This is a genomic window from Sciscionella sediminilitoris, from assembly GCF_000737195.2.
Taxonomy (GTDB): Bacteria; Actinomycetota; Actinomycetes; order Mycobacteriales; family Pseudonocardiaceae; genus Sciscionella; species Sciscionella sediminilitoris.
The window spans coordinates 1-16,979 of record NZ_JALM01000148.1 but is presented as its reverse complement, the minus strand read 5'-3'; the positions used below and the strand labels follow the sequence as shown (position 1 = coordinate 16,979).

At 64.5% G+C, this 16,979-nt stretch carries 15 protein-coding genes and 2 pseudogenes; 13 read left to right on the top strand and 4 right to left on the bottom strand.

The features are described from left to right. The first annotated feature begins 504 nt into the window (after positions 1 to 504). The 3 genes and pseudogenes from ltrA to AD72_RS34020 form a co-directional block, all read left to right on the top strand. Positions 505 to 1,767, top strand: coding sequence for a group II intron reverse transcriptase/maturase (gene ltrA / locus AD72_RS34030; RefSeq protein WP_031470769.1), 1,263 nt, complete (start codon positions 505 to 507; stop codon positions 1,765 to 1,767). 138 nt (positions 1,768 to 1,905) lie between these two features. Then, positions 1,906 to 2,190 carry a hypothetical protein gene (locus AD72_RS36995; RefSeq protein WP_156365513.1) on the top strand — a complete coding sequence of 95 codons (285 nt, stop codon included), beginning with the start codon at positions 1,906 to 1,908 and terminating at the stop codon, positions 2,188 to 2,190. A 43-nt stretch (positions 2,191 to 2,233) separates the two neighbouring features. Then, positions 2,234 to 2,689: pseudogene (locus tag AD72_RS34020) on the top strand (VOC family protein); the annotation flags it as partial. Positions 2,690 to 2,741: 52 nt separating this feature from the next. On the opposite strand, the gene AD72_RS34015 reads toward AD72_RS34020, so the two are convergent. Beyond that, positions 2,742 to 3,323, bottom strand: a complete 582-nt coding sequence (locus AD72_RS34015; protein ID WP_031470767.1) for a TetR/AcrR family transcriptional regulator — start codon at positions 3,321 to 3,323, stop codon at positions 2,742 to 2,744. 95 nt (positions 3,324 to 3,418) lie between these two features. On the opposite strand from AD72_RS34015, the gene AD72_RS34010 reads away from it, so the two are divergent. The 4 genes from AD72_RS34010 (at position 3,419) to AD72_RS33995 (ending at position 7,742) form a co-directional block, all read left to right on the top strand. Next, positions 3,419 to 4,303, top strand: a complete 885-nt coding sequence (locus AD72_RS34010) for an SDR family oxidoreductase (RefSeq protein WP_031470766.1) — start codon at positions 3,419 to 3,421, stop codon at positions 4,301 to 4,303. Positions 4,304 to 4,344: 41 nt separating this feature from the next. Beyond that, positions 4,345 to 5,088 carry an SDR family oxidoreductase gene (locus AD72_RS34005; RefSeq protein ID WP_031470765.1) on the top strand — a complete coding sequence of 248 codons (744 nt, stop codon included), beginning with the start codon at positions 4,345 to 4,347 and terminating at the stop codon, positions 5,086 to 5,088. Positions 5,089 to 5,170: 82 nt separating this feature from the next. Beyond that, positions 5,171 to 6,298: an alpha/beta hydrolase gene (locus AD72_RS34000; protein WP_082469321.1), complete on the top strand. Its 1,128-nt coding sequence runs from the start codon at positions 5,171 to 5,173 to the stop codon at positions 6,296 to 6,298. Further along, positions 6,291 to 7,742, top strand: coding sequence for a phytoene desaturase family protein (locus tag AD72_RS33995; RefSeq protein WP_031470763.1), 1,452 nt, complete (start codon positions 6,291 to 6,293; stop codon positions 7,740 to 7,742). Before AD72_RS34000 ends, AD72_RS33995 begins: the two co-directional genes overlap by 8 nt. Before the next feature lie 52 nt (positions 7,743 to 7,794). On the opposite strand, the gene AD72_RS33990 is transcribed toward AD72_RS33995, so the two are convergent. Then, positions 7,795 to 8,550: an IclR family transcriptional regulator gene (locus AD72_RS33990; RefSeq protein ID WP_231645141.1), complete on the bottom strand. Its 756-nt coding sequence runs from the start codon at positions 8,548 to 8,550 to the stop codon at positions 7,795 to 7,797. A 325-nt stretch (positions 8,551 to 8,875) separates the two neighbouring features. On the opposite strand from AD72_RS33990, the gene AD72_RS33985 reads away from it, so the two are divergent. Continuing rightward, positions 8,876 to 10,234: a RidA family protein gene (locus AD72_RS33985; protein ID WP_031470761.1), complete on the top strand. Its 1,359-nt coding sequence runs from the start codon at positions 8,876 to 8,878 to the stop codon at positions 10,232 to 10,234. A gap of 24 nt (positions 10,235 to 10,258) precedes the next feature. After that, a complete protein-coding gene (locus AD72_RS33980) occupies positions 10,259 to 11,005 on the top strand; it encodes an enoyl-CoA hydratase/isomerase family protein (protein ID WP_051899318.1) in 747 nt (248 codons plus the stop codon). A 41-nt stretch (positions 11,006 to 11,046) separates the two neighbouring features. Here the strand turns inward: AD72_RS33980 and AD72_RS33975 are convergent, their stop codons facing one another. Both AD72_RS33975 and AD72_RS33970 read right to left on the bottom strand, forming a co-directional pair. Then, positions 11,047 to 12,714 carry an alpha/beta fold hydrolase gene (locus AD72_RS33975; protein ID WP_051899317.1) on the bottom strand — a complete coding sequence of 556 codons (1,668 nt, stop codon included), beginning with the start codon at positions 12,712 to 12,714 and terminating at the stop codon, positions 11,047 to 11,049. A 46-nt stretch (positions 12,715 to 12,760) separates the two neighbouring features. Continuing rightward, a complete protein-coding gene (locus AD72_RS33970; protein ID WP_031470758.1) occupies positions 12,761 to 14,245 on the bottom strand; it encodes an alpha/beta hydrolase-fold protein in 1,485 nt (494 codons plus the stop codon). A 189-nt stretch (positions 14,246 to 14,434) separates the two neighbouring features. Between AD72_RS33970 and AD72_RS33965 the strand changes: the two genes are divergently transcribed. The 4 genes and pseudogenes from AD72_RS33965 to AD72_RS37845 all read left to right on the top strand — a co-directional run bounded on the left by AD72_RS33965 (position 14,435) and on the right by AD72_RS37845 (position 16,689). Then, complete coding sequence (locus AD72_RS33965; protein ID WP_082469316.1) at positions 14,435 to 15,373, top strand: helix-turn-helix transcriptional regulator; 939 nt, start codon at positions 14,435 to 14,437, stop codon at positions 15,371 to 15,373. Between the two features lie 76 nt (positions 15,374 to 15,449). After that, positions 15,450 to 15,584, top strand: a pseudogene (locus tag AD72_RS37850) (IS3 family transposase); the annotation flags it as partial. A 141-nt stretch (positions 15,585 to 15,725) separates the two neighbouring features. Next, complete coding sequence (locus AD72_RS33955) at positions 15,726 to 16,301, top strand: TetR family transcriptional regulator (RefSeq protein WP_031470755.1); 576 nt, start codon at positions 15,726 to 15,728, stop codon at positions 16,299 to 16,301. Positions 16,302 to 16,377: 76 nt separating this feature from the next. Continuing rightward, on the top strand, positions 16,378 to 16,689 hold the full coding sequence (locus AD72_RS37845) for an SDR family oxidoreductase (protein WP_231645138.1): 312 nt from the start codon (positions 16,378 to 16,380) through the stop codon (positions 16,687 to 16,689). Positions 16,690 to 16,979 lie beyond the last annotated feature (290 nt).

Below are 16,979 nucleotides of genomic sequence, written 5' to 3'. Positions count from 1 at the left end.
GATTCAAGGGGAAGCTCAGGGCCGCCCTGCGGGGGGTGGCTTCAAGCCGCCTCATGCTGCGTTGGCTAAAGACCGTCGTGGTGAGCGATGAGGAAAAGGCGCACGTGATGCGTCAGGCAGGGACTTGGAAGACGACCACTGTCGAAGCGTCGAAACGCATGAGATGACATCAAAACCGGGGTGTTGTTCTGTATCCCGGGATGAGCCTGGCGGGCGACCCGTCTACTGGCCAGGTGGTGTCCGGCGCAGAGGTGGCGTGAGCCTGGTCTGCGGCTCTTGCACGGAACGTGAGAAGGCGTGTCCGGAAACGGCCGCATCAGTCTGCGGCGAGAGGGAGTGCCCGAGCCGGGAATGCCCCGTAGGGACGTGAGTACCGTCGCCGGACACGCTGGCGGACCGGTCCGTAGTAGTGATGAAGCCCCTGTAATGGGAGTGGAGCGAAGGGGCCGGGTTGTCCGTGACTGCTGTTTGCTCGATCAACCGGCGGAAGCTGGGAGGAGTTGCGTGAACGAGTTGAAAGCATCTGATAAGCCGTTCCAGATCTCCAAGCGGGAGGTCTGGGACGCCTGGGTGAAAGTGAAGGGAAACAAGGGCGCACCCGGAGTGGATCAGGTATCCATCGAGGCGTTCGAGGCCGACGTGAAGAACAACCTATACAAGGTCTGGAATCGGATGTCCTCGGGGAGCTACGTCCCGCCTCCGGTGATGGCGGTGGTGATACCCAAGCCGCATGGCGAGGGGACCCGCGTGCTCGGGGTGCCTTGCGTTGCGGACAGGGTTGCTCAGACGGTGGCTGCTGCTCGACTGGAGAAGGTGGTGGAGCCGTTGTTCCATCCTGACTCCTATGGGTATCGGCCCCGTCGGGGCGCGCTGGACGCGGTCGGGGCGTGCCGACGGCGCTGCTGGAAGTACAACTGGGTGATCGACTTGGACATTCGGAAGTTCTTCGACAGCGTCGGGTGGGACCTGATCGTTAAGGCGGTGCAGGCACACACTACCGACGAGACCCGCTGGGTGGTGTTGTATGTCAAGCGGTGGCTGGCTGCTCCACTACAACTGCCCGACGGGACTCTGCAAGATCGAGATCGCGGTACCCCACAGGGGTCTGCCATCAGTCCCGTTCTCGCTAACCTGTTCATGCACTACGCGTTCGACGCCTGGCTCGCCCGAGAACATCCGGGCGTCCAGTTCGAAAGATACGCCGACGACGCGGTCGTGCACTGCGTCACCAAGCGCCAGGCTCAGCGCCTGGTGGTGGCGATCGCCGACAGGATGGGGCAGGTCGGGCTGCAACTGCATCCGGCCAAGACCAAGATCGTGTACTGCAAGGACAGCAATCGGCGCGACTCGGACGAGCACACGTCGTTCACGTTCCTCGGGTTCACGTTCCGCCCCCGGCGAGCACGGCGGAAGGACGGGGTGCGGTTCACCGCGTTCCTCCCGGCGATCAGCAAGGAAGCCCTGAAGAAAATCAGCGCCGAGGTACGGTCCTGGAGGCTGCACCGCTGGGTCCGCTCGGATGGACGGGAGATCGCTACGCTGATCAACCCGAAGATCCGAGGCTGGATGGCCTACTACGGGGCCTTCTACGGCTCGACGCTGTATCCCGTGCTCCGCCGCATCAACACCTACCTGATGCGGTGGATCATGAACAAGTACAAGAAGTGGCGCACCTGGAAGAAAGCCACCAGGGCACTCACGGAAGCCGCTCTCCAGCGGCCGCAGTACTTTGCGCACTGGACCTGGGTCGAACCGGCGGCCAGATGACCAGGACGACAAGAGCCGTATGACGGGAGACTGTCACGTACGGATCTGTGGGAGCCCGGGGGTGCGATTCCCCCGGGCCACCCGACCGTTCACGTTACAGTCCCCGATTTCCCGCAGCGGCACAAGCATGAGTTCGGGGTGGAGGAGGTGGTTGAGGCGGTGATGGCGGCGAAGCCGTTGTTGCGGCCGGAGCCGCGACGCCGGGTGCCTCCGTTGCGGCGGGCGGAGGTGCGGGATGCGTTGGTGACCGCTGCCAGGCGCGGGCGTTCTGGTGGTGCGCTGGCGCATCCGATCGTGCAGCGGTATGTGCGGGAGCGGGACGCGGGAGTGACGGATTCACCGGTGCAGCGGTATGCCTCGTGGGTTCGCGCGGAGTTGTATCGACTCGGCTGCTTCACCGAGATGCGAGACGACGGCGCCTGACTAGCGGGCCGCTGACCGAGATTGCCGCAGTACCAACCTCGAGGCCACGATGCGGTTCTTCACCGAAGGGCTCGGCTTCAAGGTCAGTGACTACATGGGTGAGCGGGCGGCGTTTCTGCGCTGCTCGGTGGAGCATCACACCGTGCTGGTCATGGCCGCTCCGGTCAGTTTCCTGCACCACACGAGCTGGCAGGTCGACGACATCGATGAGGTCGGGCGCGGTGCGCACGCCATGCTGGAAGGTGCTCCGGAACGGCACATCTGGGGCCTGGGACGGCACCATGCCGGTGCCAACTTCTTCTGGTATCTCAAGGATCCGGGGGGCAACTTCTCCGAGTACTACTCCGACATGGACACCATCCCCGAGGACGAGCTGTGGAGCCCGGAAGTCCTGCACGGCCTCGCCGGACTGTACTCCTGGGGACCGCCGCCACCACCATCGTTCCTCGAACCCGAGGACCTCGCCGCGCTGATGACCGGCGCCCACTCGGCAGGATAGGCGAAACGTGGCCGCCGGGTTTCACGGTGGACTGCGTGCGTGCCGTCGTCCGCTACCGCCTCTTGCCCAGTGCAGCGGCGGAGGTCAAAATTTCTGTGAGGGTCTGGCTGGCGATCTGATCGAACCCTTCGTGGTGATCGGGTTCGAGCCAGCGCGCGAAGGCGGTACTGAACGCGAGAACGCCGAGCGTGGCGTGCAGGCTCGCGGCGAGCTTGGGAATCCCGCGTTCCCGTAGCGCGTCTCCGAGCACCGCGCGGAGGGCGACGCGCTTGTACAGCTCCCGTTCTCGTAAGGGTTCGTTGGCCGCGATGATGGGTGCCCGTCGCCGAGCTAGTTCCCACCGCTGCGCATCCAGAATCCGTGCCACCGCGCGCAAGGCGGAATCCAGCATCTCGGCTGGGTCCGCGTCCTCGGGTGCTTCGGCGATCCCCTCGGCGAACAGTCGGGCCAGTGCGTCCTGGCCGCCGAACAGGGTCTCGCGCTTGTCAGCGAAATGGCGGAACAAGGTCCGTTTCGTCAGTCCTGCGCGCTGGGCGATCTGGTCCACCATGGTGGCCTCGTAACCCTGTTGAGCGAACAGATCGAGTGCGGCCTGTTCCAACCGTCCACGTGCATCCGGTGCCCATCGTCCCACGCCACCAGTTTAGGTGATGTCACTCGGTCTCGTAGTTTGCTATGGTGATGTCACCAAGTCTCATCACTCTTGGTTTCCGTTACGAAGGGGAACTTATGCGGGTATTTGTCACCGGTGCGTCCGGTTGGGTTGGTTCAGCGGTCGTTCCGGAGCTCATCAGCGCTGGTCATCAGGTTGTCGGGCTGGCCAGGTCGGACGCCTCGGCGGCCGCGATCGAGGCCGCGGGTGGCGCGGTAGTGCGCGGAGGCCTGGACGATCTCGACGTGCTGAAGTCGGCGGCGGCCGAGGCTGATGGCGTGATCCATCTGGCGTTCGTGCACGACTTCGCTCAGTTCGATACCTCGATCGGCACCGACGCGCGCGCCATCGAGGCGTTCGGCGAGGCACTGCAAGGCACCGGAAAGCCACTGGTCGTGACGTCCGGGACCCCGATCGCCGCGCAACCGGGACAGGTGGCCACCGAAAGCGAGGAGCCGGCGCCGGATTCTCCCGCGGCGGGCAGGCACGCGAATGCCAAACTGGCCCTGGCTCTGGCTGAGCGTGGGGTCCGGTCCTCGGTCGTTGGGCTGCCACGTTCGGTGTACGGCGAGGGAGGTACCGGATTTGTGGGTCGCATGGTCGCCGTGGCCCGCGACACCGGGATTTCCGGGTATGTCGGCGACGGCTCGCAGCGCTGGCCCGCGGTACACGTCAAGGACGCCGCGCACCTCTACCGTCTCGCGCTCGAACATGCCCCGGGCGCTTCGATGCTGCACGCGGTCGGCGATGAGGCGGTGCCGATCCGGGAGATCGCCGAGGTGATCGGCAAACACCTGAATCTGCCGGTCGAATCCGTTCCTGCCGATGAATTCGGTTTCCTCGGCGCGATCCTGTCCGTCGACCAGCCCGCTTCGGCCACGATCACCCGGGAACTGCTCGACTGGATACCGATTCAGCCAGGACTACTCGAGGACCTGGACAGCGGGCACGCTTTCACCTGAACACCGTGATCCGGGCGAAAGACCGGGGGAGGAGGTCGACTATGGCCGAGTACGACGGAAAACGAATCGTCATCATCGGCGGTACTACCGGAATCGGGCTGACCACGGCGAAATACTTTACCGATCGCGGCGCTCGTGTGCTGGTCACCGGTCGCAGCAAGGAAAACCTCGATACCGCTGCGACTGAGCTCGGGACCCGGGGGATCGCGGTGCGCAGCGATACCACGTCGATGGTCGACATCGATTCGCTTGCCGACCGGGTGCGCGCCGAATTCGGTAGTTTCGACGTGTTGTTCGTGAATGCGGGGATCACCCGCTGGGTGCCGTTCGAAGCGATGGACGAAGCTACCTATGACGAGCTTCTCGGTATCAATGCGAAGGGCCCCTATTTCACGGTACAGCGACTGGCCCCGTTGCTTGTCGACGGCGGTGCCGTCGTGCTGACCACCTCGGTGGTCGACGAGAAGGGGGTGCCGTTGGTGAGCGGGTATTCGGCGAGCAAGGCGGCGCTGCGTTCCATGGCCCGCACTCTCGCCGGCGAGTTGGTCAGCCGCGGGATTCGGGTCAACGCGGTCAGCCCCGGTGGCACCGATACCGGGATACTGGCGAAGATCATGTCGGCACAGGAAGTGGAGAAAGCCGAGCAACAGCTTCTGGAACACACACCGATGAAACGCTCCGGCAAGCCAGAAGAAGTCGCCAAGGCGGTCGCGTTCCTCGCTTTCGACGCCACCTACACCACCGGAGCCGAGTTGCCCGTCGACGGTGGCTACACACAACTCTAGAAGTTGCTGCGTACCCGCTGTATTGCTCGAGCGTATCCGATCCGCGGGATCAATTGACCACTACCCGTATTGGATTCCCAAGATGAGTGAATCGAACAAGGACCGTCGCACCTTCCTCGCAGCGACGGCCGGAATGGCAGGTGCGATGGCTATCCCCTCTGGTGCCGCCGATGCAGCGCCGGCGTCCGGGCAGTCCGCGACGGGGACGGCTCCGGTCTGTCTGCCCGGTATTCCCATTGCCGGTGACTACGAGGCGTTGCGCAAGCAGCGGATGACCGAGGTCGACCCGCAGATGCGTCAGATCTATGATCAGGCGGCTGCGGCGCCGCCGATACGCCAGACCGGTATCGAAGCCATGCGCAAAGCCGAGCAGCGGCCGGAGAACGCGGTGATCCCGGACGGGGTGACCGCGCGGAATATCGAGATTCCCGGACCGGCGGGTCCGATCCCGACGCGGGTGTGGATGCCGGAAGGAGTCACCGAGCCCGTCGGGGTCTATCTGAGCACACACGGTGGTGGATGGAACTTCAGCAACGGCTTGGAATACCACGACGCCGAGGAAGGGCAGCACGTCCTGGACTGGGGCTGTGCTGTGGTGCGGCCGGATTACCGGATCGCGCCGGAACACAAGTTTCCCGCGGCGATCGAGGACTGTTATGCCGCGCTGACCTACCTTGGCAGGCACGGGCACCGGTTGGGGCTCGACCCGACCAGGATCGGTATCGGTGGTGGTTGTGCGGGCGCGAACATGGGGACCGTGGTCTCGCTGATGGCCCGGGACGCCGGGGAACAGACCCCGGCGATCCAGTTCCTCTGGTCACCGGCCTGCGATATGCGCAACAACTACCAGTCCTATGTGGAGTTCGCGAACGGTTATGGTCTGCGCGCCGATGATGCGGACTTCGTCAGCAAGAACTACCTTCGTTCCCGTGAGGACTGCTATGACTGGCGGGCTTCGCCGATACTGGTGCCGTCATTGAAAGACGCTCCGCCCGCGCTGGTGTGGGTTGGTGAGTGGGAAATCCTGTACGACGAGACCCTGGCGTATGTGCACCGGATGCGCGATGCCGGTGTGCGGGTGCATTTGTTCGAGGGCCCGCAGCAGGGCCACGGTTTCCTCTACCTGCACCGGGACACCGACTACGCCAAGGCCACGCTGCCCGAAATCAACCGGATCATGCGCAGCTATATCGGCCCACGGAATGTATGACGCGATCGTGGTCGGCGCGGGCACCAACGGACTCGCCCTCGGGCTGTCCCTGGCCCGCGCCGGTCTGCGCACGCTGATCACCGAACAGAGGGAGCAGGTCGGCGGGCAGGCGGTGACCGAGGAGCCACTACTGCCCGGTTTCCTGGTCCATCCGCACGCGAATTTTCTGTCGTATCAGGATTTCCCCGCCGTCGGTGAGATGCTGTCCTGCCAGACGGTGACCCCAGTGGCGCAGCATGGCCTGTGTTTCCGGGACGGCAGGCCACCGCTGATCATCCACCGCCGCGATGCCCCGCGACGAACCCGGCGGTCCCTGTCCCGTTACTCGGCAGCGGACGCGAGCACCTATACGCGATGCAAACGCATCGCGGACCGGCTGACCCCGGCCCTTGCCGCGCTGTACGGGTCGGCCCCACATGCGGCGGCGTTCACCCGGTACCTGACCCGGCTGGCGCGGGCATACCGGGACATTATCGACACCGACGGTCTCGGTCAGAGCTCGGCACGTTCGGTGATCGACCGGTTGTTTCACACCGACGAGATCCGCACCCTGTTCTACCTGCTGGCCAGCGAGTTCTCCGGGAACATCGAAGAACCCGGCGGGGACGTAAGCCTGCTCGGCTACGTGTTCTGGCTGCTGGGCAGGCGAAGACTGCCGATCGGCGGCATGGGAACCGTACCGGAGACCATGGCGCACACCGCCAGAAACGCGGGCGCACACATCCGGCTGAACACCGAAGTACTTCAAGTAGTCGTGGAAGACGGTGCCGTGCAAGGGGTCCTGCTCGCCGATGGGGAACGCGTGCCCGCCCCGATGGTCGCGACGAGCAGCGCCGACCGGGCAGCGATGACCGCGACGGAGTCATCCCGGCTCGACCAGACCAGCCCCGATGTGATCGGCAGCTACGCGGCCTGCCTCACCGAAGCACCCCACTACACCAGCAGCGACCACGACTCGGACATCAACCACTGCGCGCAAACCTTCATCGGACTCGACACCACCGGCGAAGTCCTGCAACACCTCGCCGAACTACGCTCCGGACAACTACCCGCCCCCTGCGGCGTGGTCCGGGTCAACACACTCTGGGACCCAGGACAAGCACCCGAAGGAGGGCACGTCGCCGGTGCGGACTGCGTCTTCCCGGACGGCCTCGACCCCACCTACCTGTCCGGCATCGAACACGGCTACCCGGCCGCGTTCGCCGACATGTGGCGGCAATACGCGCCCAACATCGAACCAAGCCTGCTCGCCCACCGGATCTCCATCGCACCCGACGTCAACCGCACACTCGTGCTCCGCGAAGGCCAGGCCCAGTACCGCGGCCCAGCCAAAGGCTGGTACACCTGCGGCTCAACCACCCATCCCGGAGGCGGAATCCACGGCGCCTGCGGAACAAACGCCGCCCACGTCATACTCGCAGATCTGCGGAAAACCACCACCTGACACCGATCGCCTGCCGCAGCACGGCAGGACTGTGTCGTAGTGCTGCACGCGCCTACAACGAGGTCAGCCCCTTCCCGCTGACGAACTGCGCGATCTGGTCGGCGTGCCGGCGAACTTCCGGGCCGAGGGACTCCAGGCCTGGTTCCGGTATGCGCACGACGGGCAATGTGACGGAGAGGGCGCCGATGACGGCTCGATCCACGATAATCGGCGCTGCTACACCCGCCGCGCCGTCGACGTATTCGGCGGTGCTCGTGGCGAATCCGCGTTTCGTGATCGCTTTCAACTCCGTACGAAGCGAGGCGACGGTTGTGATCGTGTTGTCGGTAAAGCGTGTCCGGTCGATCTGCTTGAGCGGCTCTTCGCCGTATTCGGCGAGGATCGCCTTTCCTGCCGCGCAGGCATGCAAGGGAATCTGGGTGCCGAGCTCATGGATATACCGCAGTCGCTTGGTGCACTCGACCCGGCGCACGTAGGTTGCCGTTCGGTCGACCGGGTCGAGCCTTGCCAGATAAGCGGATTCGCCGAGCTCGTCCACCAGAGCGCGCATGGTCCCTTCGACCGATGTCGTCGTCGATGAAACGGACATCACGTGTGCGGCCAGCTGTACGAGGCGGGGGCCGACCGAGTAATGGCCATCGCGAGACTGGGTCGCGTAACCCTCTTCGGCGAGGGACTGGAGGATGCGATGTGTCGCGCTTCTGCTCAGACCCAACTCCTCGGAGACTCGCCGAACGCTGGGGCCGTGGTCGCTGCCAGCCAGCATGTCCAGCACGACCAACACGCGATTGGTCGATTCAAGAACCATGGTCACCTCATGTGAGTCGGGCGGGACATTCTGGGCTATGCACAGGCACTACCGCGCGGAGTTCCTGCTTGGTTACGGGGGAATTAAATCGGGTGCCGCCGCAGAGGCGCAAGCGTGACACTCGCCCCTCGCTCGCTGGCGGCGTGTGGACTTGTGCGTGCCGGATCGCCGGTAGCTGTCTCGGATCGGCGTGGAAACCGATCGACGTACCTTCTGATGGTTGACACGGCCTTCACGCCGGATCTAGCTTTAATGGGACAATGTCCCGTTGATGGGGACGCAAGAGGAGGGAATCCACCGCATGTCCCACCGAGGAGCCCGGACCGTGTCGGCGGCGGACTACTACCGTGAGGCAGGGTCCTCCGAGGAGTTCGTGTTCACCGGAGGGCAGACCGGGCACAACGCGGATGGAAAGCTGGTGTTGTCATTCGACGAGCTCGATCCGTCGGTTCGACAGGAACTCAAGACCGGCTTCCTGCTGATCGACGCACCCGAGCGGCGGGTCCTTCCGCAAACCTGGCAAGCACTTCAGAACCTCGAGGACACGCTGCGCAAGCGGAACTCGTCCCTTACCCAGGTCGCGCATCTGCGTGTGTTCCTTCGTGACCCCCAGCATTACCGGGGCGTCGTGCGGGTCCTGAGCAGCGTGTTCGGGGACGCTCTTCCGTCTGCGACCATCGTGGGGGCGACTGCTCCCGGCATCGACCCGAGAGTTGACGTCCAGCTCGATGCGGTCGCTCTTCACGGAGATTGCCGACCTTCGCATCGGAGCTTGGACGCGCTGGGGCGGTTGACCACGCCGTTCCCGAATGCGACGGTGGCGGGCTCTCTGGTCTTCACAACCCCGGTGGGTGGAGTCGATCCGGCGACGGGCCTCGCGGTCAACAGCTTCGAGCGGCTCTCCCCGCAGGATGCCGCGAACGGCCGGGCCAACTGTCCCGATCCTTGGAGCGAGGCCGCTGTGGCCGAACACATCGCGTTGTGGCGCAATGTGCGGACGGTGCTGGAAGCTGTTGGCTCCGACTTCAGCCAGCTCATTCGGCAGTGCGGCTGGCTCGGGCAGTCGCTACAAGAATACGCGCCTACCGCGCACATCAGGAAACACATCATTTCCGCACAGAACATTTCGGCGATGAGCGCGTTTCCCATGAGCTGGCTTCCAGGCCGGAACGCAACCAACCTGTTCGGTGTCATCGCCGTCTCCGAATACGGACTCGCTACGGGGGCTGAACGCCACAATTCACCGACCGCGCATGGGGTGGGGCCGTACTACGTACCCGCCAGCCGTACTCGCGATGTCATTTTTCCGGCGGGTGAGGTACCGATCAACACCGAGATCCCCCAGCACATCAACGGGTTCGATGATCTGGAACTCGCCCTCAAGCCACGCCTGAACGGCCGGATCGTCGAAGAGGTCGACAACACCGCGCAGACCCACTTCATCTACGACAAGATCAGCGACACACTGGCAGCGCACGGGGCATCACTCGACGATGTCGTGCACCAGACGGTGTACCTGACGCACCCGTACAAGCTTCCCGCGGTCGAGCGTGTAGCCACGATGTTCTTCGGTCCGACTTTGCCATCCACCACCGTCGTCCCCATCGCCGGTACCTCGCCCTATGCGGAGGCCTCGGTCGAGATCGAGGTCACCGCCGTACGTCCGCATACGCGGGAAGCCTGAAACCAAGCGAAGAAAGGGAGCCCCATGGAATTCCAGGACATCGAAGTCACGACCGACCATGGTGTGATGACCCTCGTGCTGAACCGGCCAGAACGGATGAACGCGATCAGCAAGGCGACAGGGGAAGAGATCCTCGCCGCGCTCACCACCTACCGGGATGATCACGATCTGCGTGCCCTGGTCATCACAGGTGCGGGGGAGAAGGCATTCTGCAGCGGACTGTATGTCACGGAGGCGGCGGAGGACTCGGCCGAGTCCGGCCGGACCGAGGGATACACGATCTTCCGGCCCTGGACGGATCTGATGCAGTCGCTGGAAAAGCCCATCATCTGTGCCGTCAACGGTGCCTGCGTCGGTGGTGGATGGCACCTCGTCGCCGACAGCGACATCGTCATCTGCTCGGAGAACGCGCGATTCATCGACACGCACGTGAACATCGGATTGATCAACGGAGTCGAGGCCGCCGGTCTGGCGTGGAAGATGCCGCTCGGTGTCGTCATGCGCATGGCGCTCGAGGGCAGGGATTTCGTTATCGACGCCGAGGATGCCCATCGCTGGGGGCTGGTCACGGAAGTGACTCCACGAGCAGAGCTCCTTGCCAAGGCGACGCTGATCGCGCGGAATATCGCCGACAAGGCGTCACCGCTCGCCGTTCGGGGAACCAAGCGAGCCGTGCACGGCGCACTCCGTCGTGGCTTCCTCGAGGGCATTCCGTTCGCATGGGAGACTCTCGAAGACATCCAGGACACCGAAGACGTCGCCGAAGGCTAGCCAGCCGAGTTTATCCGTGGCGCGTGGTTTCGACGGATGTCTCATTGTGCGATCATCTTGTTACCTCGCCTGGGTTCGCCGTCGGTCCAGCTCTGGCCGAATTCCAGGGGAACGACCGTGATGGGATCGGCGGTGAGGTTGGCCGCCAGCTGCGCTGGTATGGCGTCCCCGGGTGTGTGGTGGACCGGGATCACGGTTGTCACCCCAAGCCAACGAGCCGCTATAGCGGCGTCGGAAGGTGGTAGTTCCACCACGCGTGCCGCGCCGATCCATAGCCCGCCGACGCCGAGGACGGCGGTGTCCGGTTGGTAGAGCGTTCCCCAGGTTCGCAGGTCGTGGGACAGGGAGGTGTCTCCGCCACAGAACACCCGGGCGCCGTGCTCGGTGGTGAGCAGGAACGACTGCGGCTGGTCCGCGGTGAACTGCCCGTTGGCGGTCATGTCCGACTGGTGCCGGGCCGGCAAGGAGCGCAGCGTCACGTCCCGGTGGCGCACTTGGACGCCGGAGACCGTCGTGGCGATCCGTTCGATCGGTATACCCATGGAACGGGCAGGACCGAGTAGTGCCGTTCCGCATACCAGTAGCGCGTGTCCTGCGTCGACGATCTCCAGCGCCTGACCCCGGTGGTCGAAACCAGCGTGTGTTACGACGACGACATCGACGTCGGCCAGATCAACGGGCCGGAAGGGGCTGTGTGGGAGCCCGGCGTGGATACCCTCACTGCCCCCAAGATAGGGGTCCACGAGGACCCTGGTTCCGCGTTCGGAAGTGATGACATAGCCGGCCCAGCCGACGCGTTGGATTTTTACTGGGGCGAGTGCCTCACCGGCAGTGCGGCCGGCGAGGTGTTCAGTGGTGAACGCGCCGATGCTGTTGAGCAACAGGCTCGTCGCATCGGTATCGAGGACCGCGAAGCCATGCGGCATGTCCTCGTAGAGTTCCAAGTTCACCTCGTTACCCGCGGCCGCGGCTCGTTCGGCGAAGCGGACGGTGTCGTCCCTTAAGCGCTCGGCGGTACCGCAGGCCATCATGAGCGGGGGCAGCCCGGGGCGTATTCCGTTCAGGGGTGAAACCTCGGTCGGATCCGCGGTGCCGAGAAACGCGTCCCGCGCCTGACGTAGTTCTTTGTCCGTGACGATGTCACCGCCGGTGTTCGTGGTGTCGGCCGTGTCGAGGGTGAAGTCGGTGATCGGCGAGACGGCGACCGCTGCCGCGGGCAATGGCTCGTCCCCCGCACGGAGTCGTAGTAGCGCTTGCAGCGTCAGGGTCGCGCCGGCCGAGTGCCCTACGAGCACAATCCGGGTGGCGGGGAAACCCTGTTGCAACAGGGCTTTGTAGGCGGCGAGCGTGTCCTCGAGCGCGGCCGGATACGGGTGTGTCGGCGCGAGTCGGTAGCGCGGCATCAGCACGGGCCATCCGGTGGCGGCGGAGAGTTTGTCGGCGAGCACGGTCACTGGTTCGTTGAATTGGAAACGGCGCCCATGCAGGTACAAGATCACGCCGTCGACGCCGGTGTTCGGAGCCGCAATCCAGTCGCCTGTGAGTTCGCCGGCCCGGAACGGTGCGGTGGCCGTTACTGGCGTGCTGCTCTGGTCTTGTACCAGGTTCATCAGAACCTGCCCGGTGTCGGCGGCGCCGCGCACCTTTTCCAGGATCTCCGTGATCCGCGCGGCGTCGCCCGTGGACAGCGGGTATGTAGTGATCTGCATGGACAGAATTCCTGACCGGTTCGACGAATGTGGCGTTGTTTGTCAGCTATGCACGAACCACGGTGATGTCCCGCGTGGTGGCCGTCTCGGGTAGCTTGACGCGCAGGTGTAGCCGCCCGTGGGTATCCGCGGCGACGTGCTGTGGCGCTGCGCCCGTGCTGTCGATTACGTAGTGCGCGCCTGGGGTGAACGTCCCGGGTGTGGCAATCGTGATGGTTCCCGCGCCGGTGACGGCGAAATGCGTGCCGTCGTGGCGGGCACGGGACAAACTGACGAACCGGTCCTCGGACGGTGTCGCGGTGTCGATGGTGTAGCCCCAGACGGTGAAGTCATGATCGGCCGAGGTGTAGTCGAAGGTGGCCGAGGTCCGTCGCTGTGTCGCGAACGCGGCGTTGGCCTTCGGCAGCAGGTCGTGGGCGTACACGGTGGCGTTGTTGGCGCCATGCACGCCAGGTCGTTTGACGAAGGTGGCCTTGACCCCGGCCGCGTGCACGCCGGGTTCGGCGTACTGGTTCATGTCGTTGCGGGCCAACGTTTCCAGCGTGGCGGCGTCGGGATTGAGCACCGGTGAATACCGTCGACAGTTGGGATCGGAGAGCACCGCCGGGCTGAGGCAGCCGTCGCCGGAACTGGCCACGATCGTGGCGCCTGCGCCGCGGAGGTTGCCGATGAGATCCGCAGGGTTGAATCGCCGCCACTGCTGTAACGCGGTCACACTCGTGCCGTAGCCCTGATCGCGCATGACCCCGAGCGATTCGAACAGCAGCCGTAACGGCAGATCCTTGAGCAGGTCGTAGGCCCCGCTGATCGGCGCGACAAAAGTGAACATGTCCGGGTGACGCAGCGCCTGGAGCCACGCTCCTACCGCGCCGGTGGAGAAGCCAGCGATGCCACGCCCGCCCGCGTCGGTGCGTGTGTTGAACAGGTGTTGGATCAGCGGGATGAACTCGCCGTCCAGGAAGGTCTCGGCCCGCACGGTCTTGGCGGTGGCGAGCGGTATGTGCGGTAGCAGGTCGTCCCTGCCGTTGTTCCACAAGCAGGTCTGGCAAGCGGCGTCCTGTCCGGTGTCCGGCGCGGCGACGAGGAAATGCGCTCGGGTGCGTTGCTTGCCGAAATCTGCCAAATCGGTTTGTAACGCCCCGCCGTCCGGGCCGAGCTTTCCGGTCAGTGCCAGGGTGTGCAGTCGACCGGTCAGCCCCGCGAGAGGCCGCGCCAACGGTGTATCCATGGCGGGAAGTACCGCCCCATGCAGGAAGTACAGTACAGCCGATGGTGCTCCGTTAACGTGGTAATCGGACGGCAGATACACAGTGTTGTGGACCCGCCGCCGCAGCGTAGGACTGGTGAAGTCCACACTGGTCGCACCCTGGCGATGAGGATCCGGTGCGACCGTGACGTGCCACTGGGCGAACGGGGCGGGCAGCGCGGTTGTCGCGGCGGCCGGGACAGTCGAAGCGAACGCCGGAACCGACATGAGCCCGACCACGGTGTATACGGCGATGGCCGACGCAACGATGGTCCGTAGTTTCATCCTGGCTGTCTCCGTCGTTTCGGCCGGTTGTCCTGATCGGTGCGGCACCGTCACCAACCGATCGCGGCGACGATGGCGAGGTACGAACATCTCAGGGACGCTTCTTCCACCGCGTAGTGTGTGTCGTCTAGTAGACGGGAACCAGTGGCCGAACCTTCCTAGTAACGTCGGTTACCAGGCTCGACGGGAGTGCATGTGGTCATCGAAGATACTCAGCGCAGACAGGAACTCGCCGCCTTCCTGCGAGCACGACGTATTGCGATAAGTCCAGCTGCAGCAGGCTTTCCCACCACCGGCCGCCGCCGCACGCCCGGGCTGCGCCGAGAAGAAGTGGCCGAGCTGGCCGAGATCAGCACGACCCTCTACACCTGGCTCGAACAGGCCCGCCCGGTGCCCATCTCAGAGTCCGCGCTCACCCGTGTCGCCGCGGCACTCGCGTGTGCCGAAGAGGAAACACAACTGGTCCTCACACTGCTCAGCGGCCGCGGGCCGGCATCCGCGGAACGCCAGGATGCCGACCACGCACCCGCGGGACTGGTGAATTTGGTGGCTCTCCACGATCCGGCCCCGGCTTGGCTGATCGGGCCGCAGTGGGAATGCTTCGGGCAGAACGAGAGCGCGCGCCTGGTATTCGGTGACTGGGGCGCACGCGACCTCGCTGATCGAGGACTGCTCACGCTCATGTTCACCGATCCATTCATCCGGCGACTATTCCGGGATTGGCAGGTTCAAGCCCAGCGGGTACTAGCGGAGTTCCGGCTGAGCACAGCCCTGCACTCCGGCGATGCCGCCCTCAGCACCATGGTGAACCGTCTCCTCGACACGAGCCCCGAGTTCCGCGAATGGTGGCAACCATATCCCGCGCGAACCCGCACCGAAGCCATCACCACCCTCGATCACCCTGAATTGGGCACCCTCGTGTTCCAACATGTACCCCTGCGAACCCAGGACGGTTCAGGTGTCCGTGCCAGCTTCCTCATCCCAGCCGACGAAGCCACCACCAACACATTGCGATCGACAGGAATCCGGCCACAGATCACTCCTCCACGGAAGGCGTCGCCAGCCCGGCGAAGACTCGATACACGAACAGAAGAACCACACCAGCCCCGCAACCTCACCGGAAGGTGAACCGTCGACCAGAGCACAACCACGGCCATAGTAACCATCCCGGCCAGCCGGGATTGTCCCTGGAACGGTGGATCGCACCCATGAGGACCTGAGACAGGCGATCGTGCCCTGGATCGAGACGAAATACCACCGCAAACGCCGACAACGAAGCCTCGGCACACTCACCCCGATCGAGTTTGAGACCATCTACACGGCCACATCAGCGGTCTGAGACCGGTCAACCCCGGTGACAACTGAAGTCTGGGCAGGCCGCCCGCGCGGCGCGCGGGCGGCCTGCCGGGACTGTCAAGGTTTTCTTGACACACCCTTCTGCAAGGAGCTCTGAGTCTCGCTTCGAGGTTAGAGTGGAGGGATGGCGCGTTGGGAACCGAACCCGCGGGATCGATTGGTGCATACCGCGCTCGAGTTGTTTTCCGAGCAGGGGTACGAGAAGACGACGGTGGTGGAGATCGCGGAGCGTGCCGGGTTGACCAAGAGCACGTTCTTCCGGCATTTCCCAGACAAGCGGGAAGTGTTGTTCACGGGGCAGGACGAGTTGGTTGAGCTGCTGAAGAGGGGGATCGCCGAGTCTCCTGAGCCTGTGGTGGTGCTGGATGCGGTGGCTGCGGCACTGAACAGGGTGGCTGAGGCGTTCACCGAGGATCGGCGTGCTTACGGTCCGCAACGGCGTGCGGTCCTTGCGGACAACGCTGAGCTGCGAGAGCGCGATGCGCTCAAAGAAGCTGTTCTCAGTACCGTGATGCGGGATGCGTTGTGCGAGCGGGGTCTGCCCGAGTTCACCGCGCGTCTCGCGGGTGAACTCGGGCTGTTCGCGTTGCGGCGCGCGTATGAGCAGTGGCTGGAGCCAGAGGGGGACCGGCCGTTCGCTGCGGTCGTAGCGGACGCTGTCGGCGAGGTCCGCGCGGGCTTGGCGGACCTCGGTACCTGAGCAGTGCCACCTTGGACGAATGCCAGTGCGTTGAGTGCTGTACTCGTGACAGGTGTCTTGGTGGTTTGGTCGATGAGTGGTGTGGGCGTTGGCCGTGCTTCCTGGTGGTCTGGATGCGACAGCTGATCTGGTCGATACCGAAACGGCCGGGGCGGCGCTTGAGCTGGGGGTAGCACCGGAGCGGATCAGTCCCGGCGGCACCGATACGGGGATATTGAGCGAGATCATGTCGGCGCAGAACGTCGAGCATCAGCTTCTGGAACACACACCGATGAAACGCGTCGGCCATCCAGAAGAAGTCGCGAAGGCAGTCGCGTTCCTCGCCTTCGACGCCACCAACACCACCGGAGCCGAGTTACTCGTCAACGGTGGCTACACACAACTCTAGGAATTGCTATCACCCAGGAAACCAGGCAGACGGGGACGGAGCGGCTCCGTCTGTCTGCCCGGTATTCCCAGCGCCGATGATCACGAGGCGCTGCGCAGGTAGCGGACGACCGAGGACGACCCGCGGGTAGTTTACGGCGCCGGGTTCAGGATGAAGTTCCGGAGCAGTGTGCTCACCTCGTGTTTGGCTTCCAGGGTGATTCCGTGCCGCATGCCGGGTAGTACCTCGAGGCGGGCGTGGGGGATGGCTTCGAGGATTTGTTGTCCGTATTCGGGTTTGCCGAGTGGATC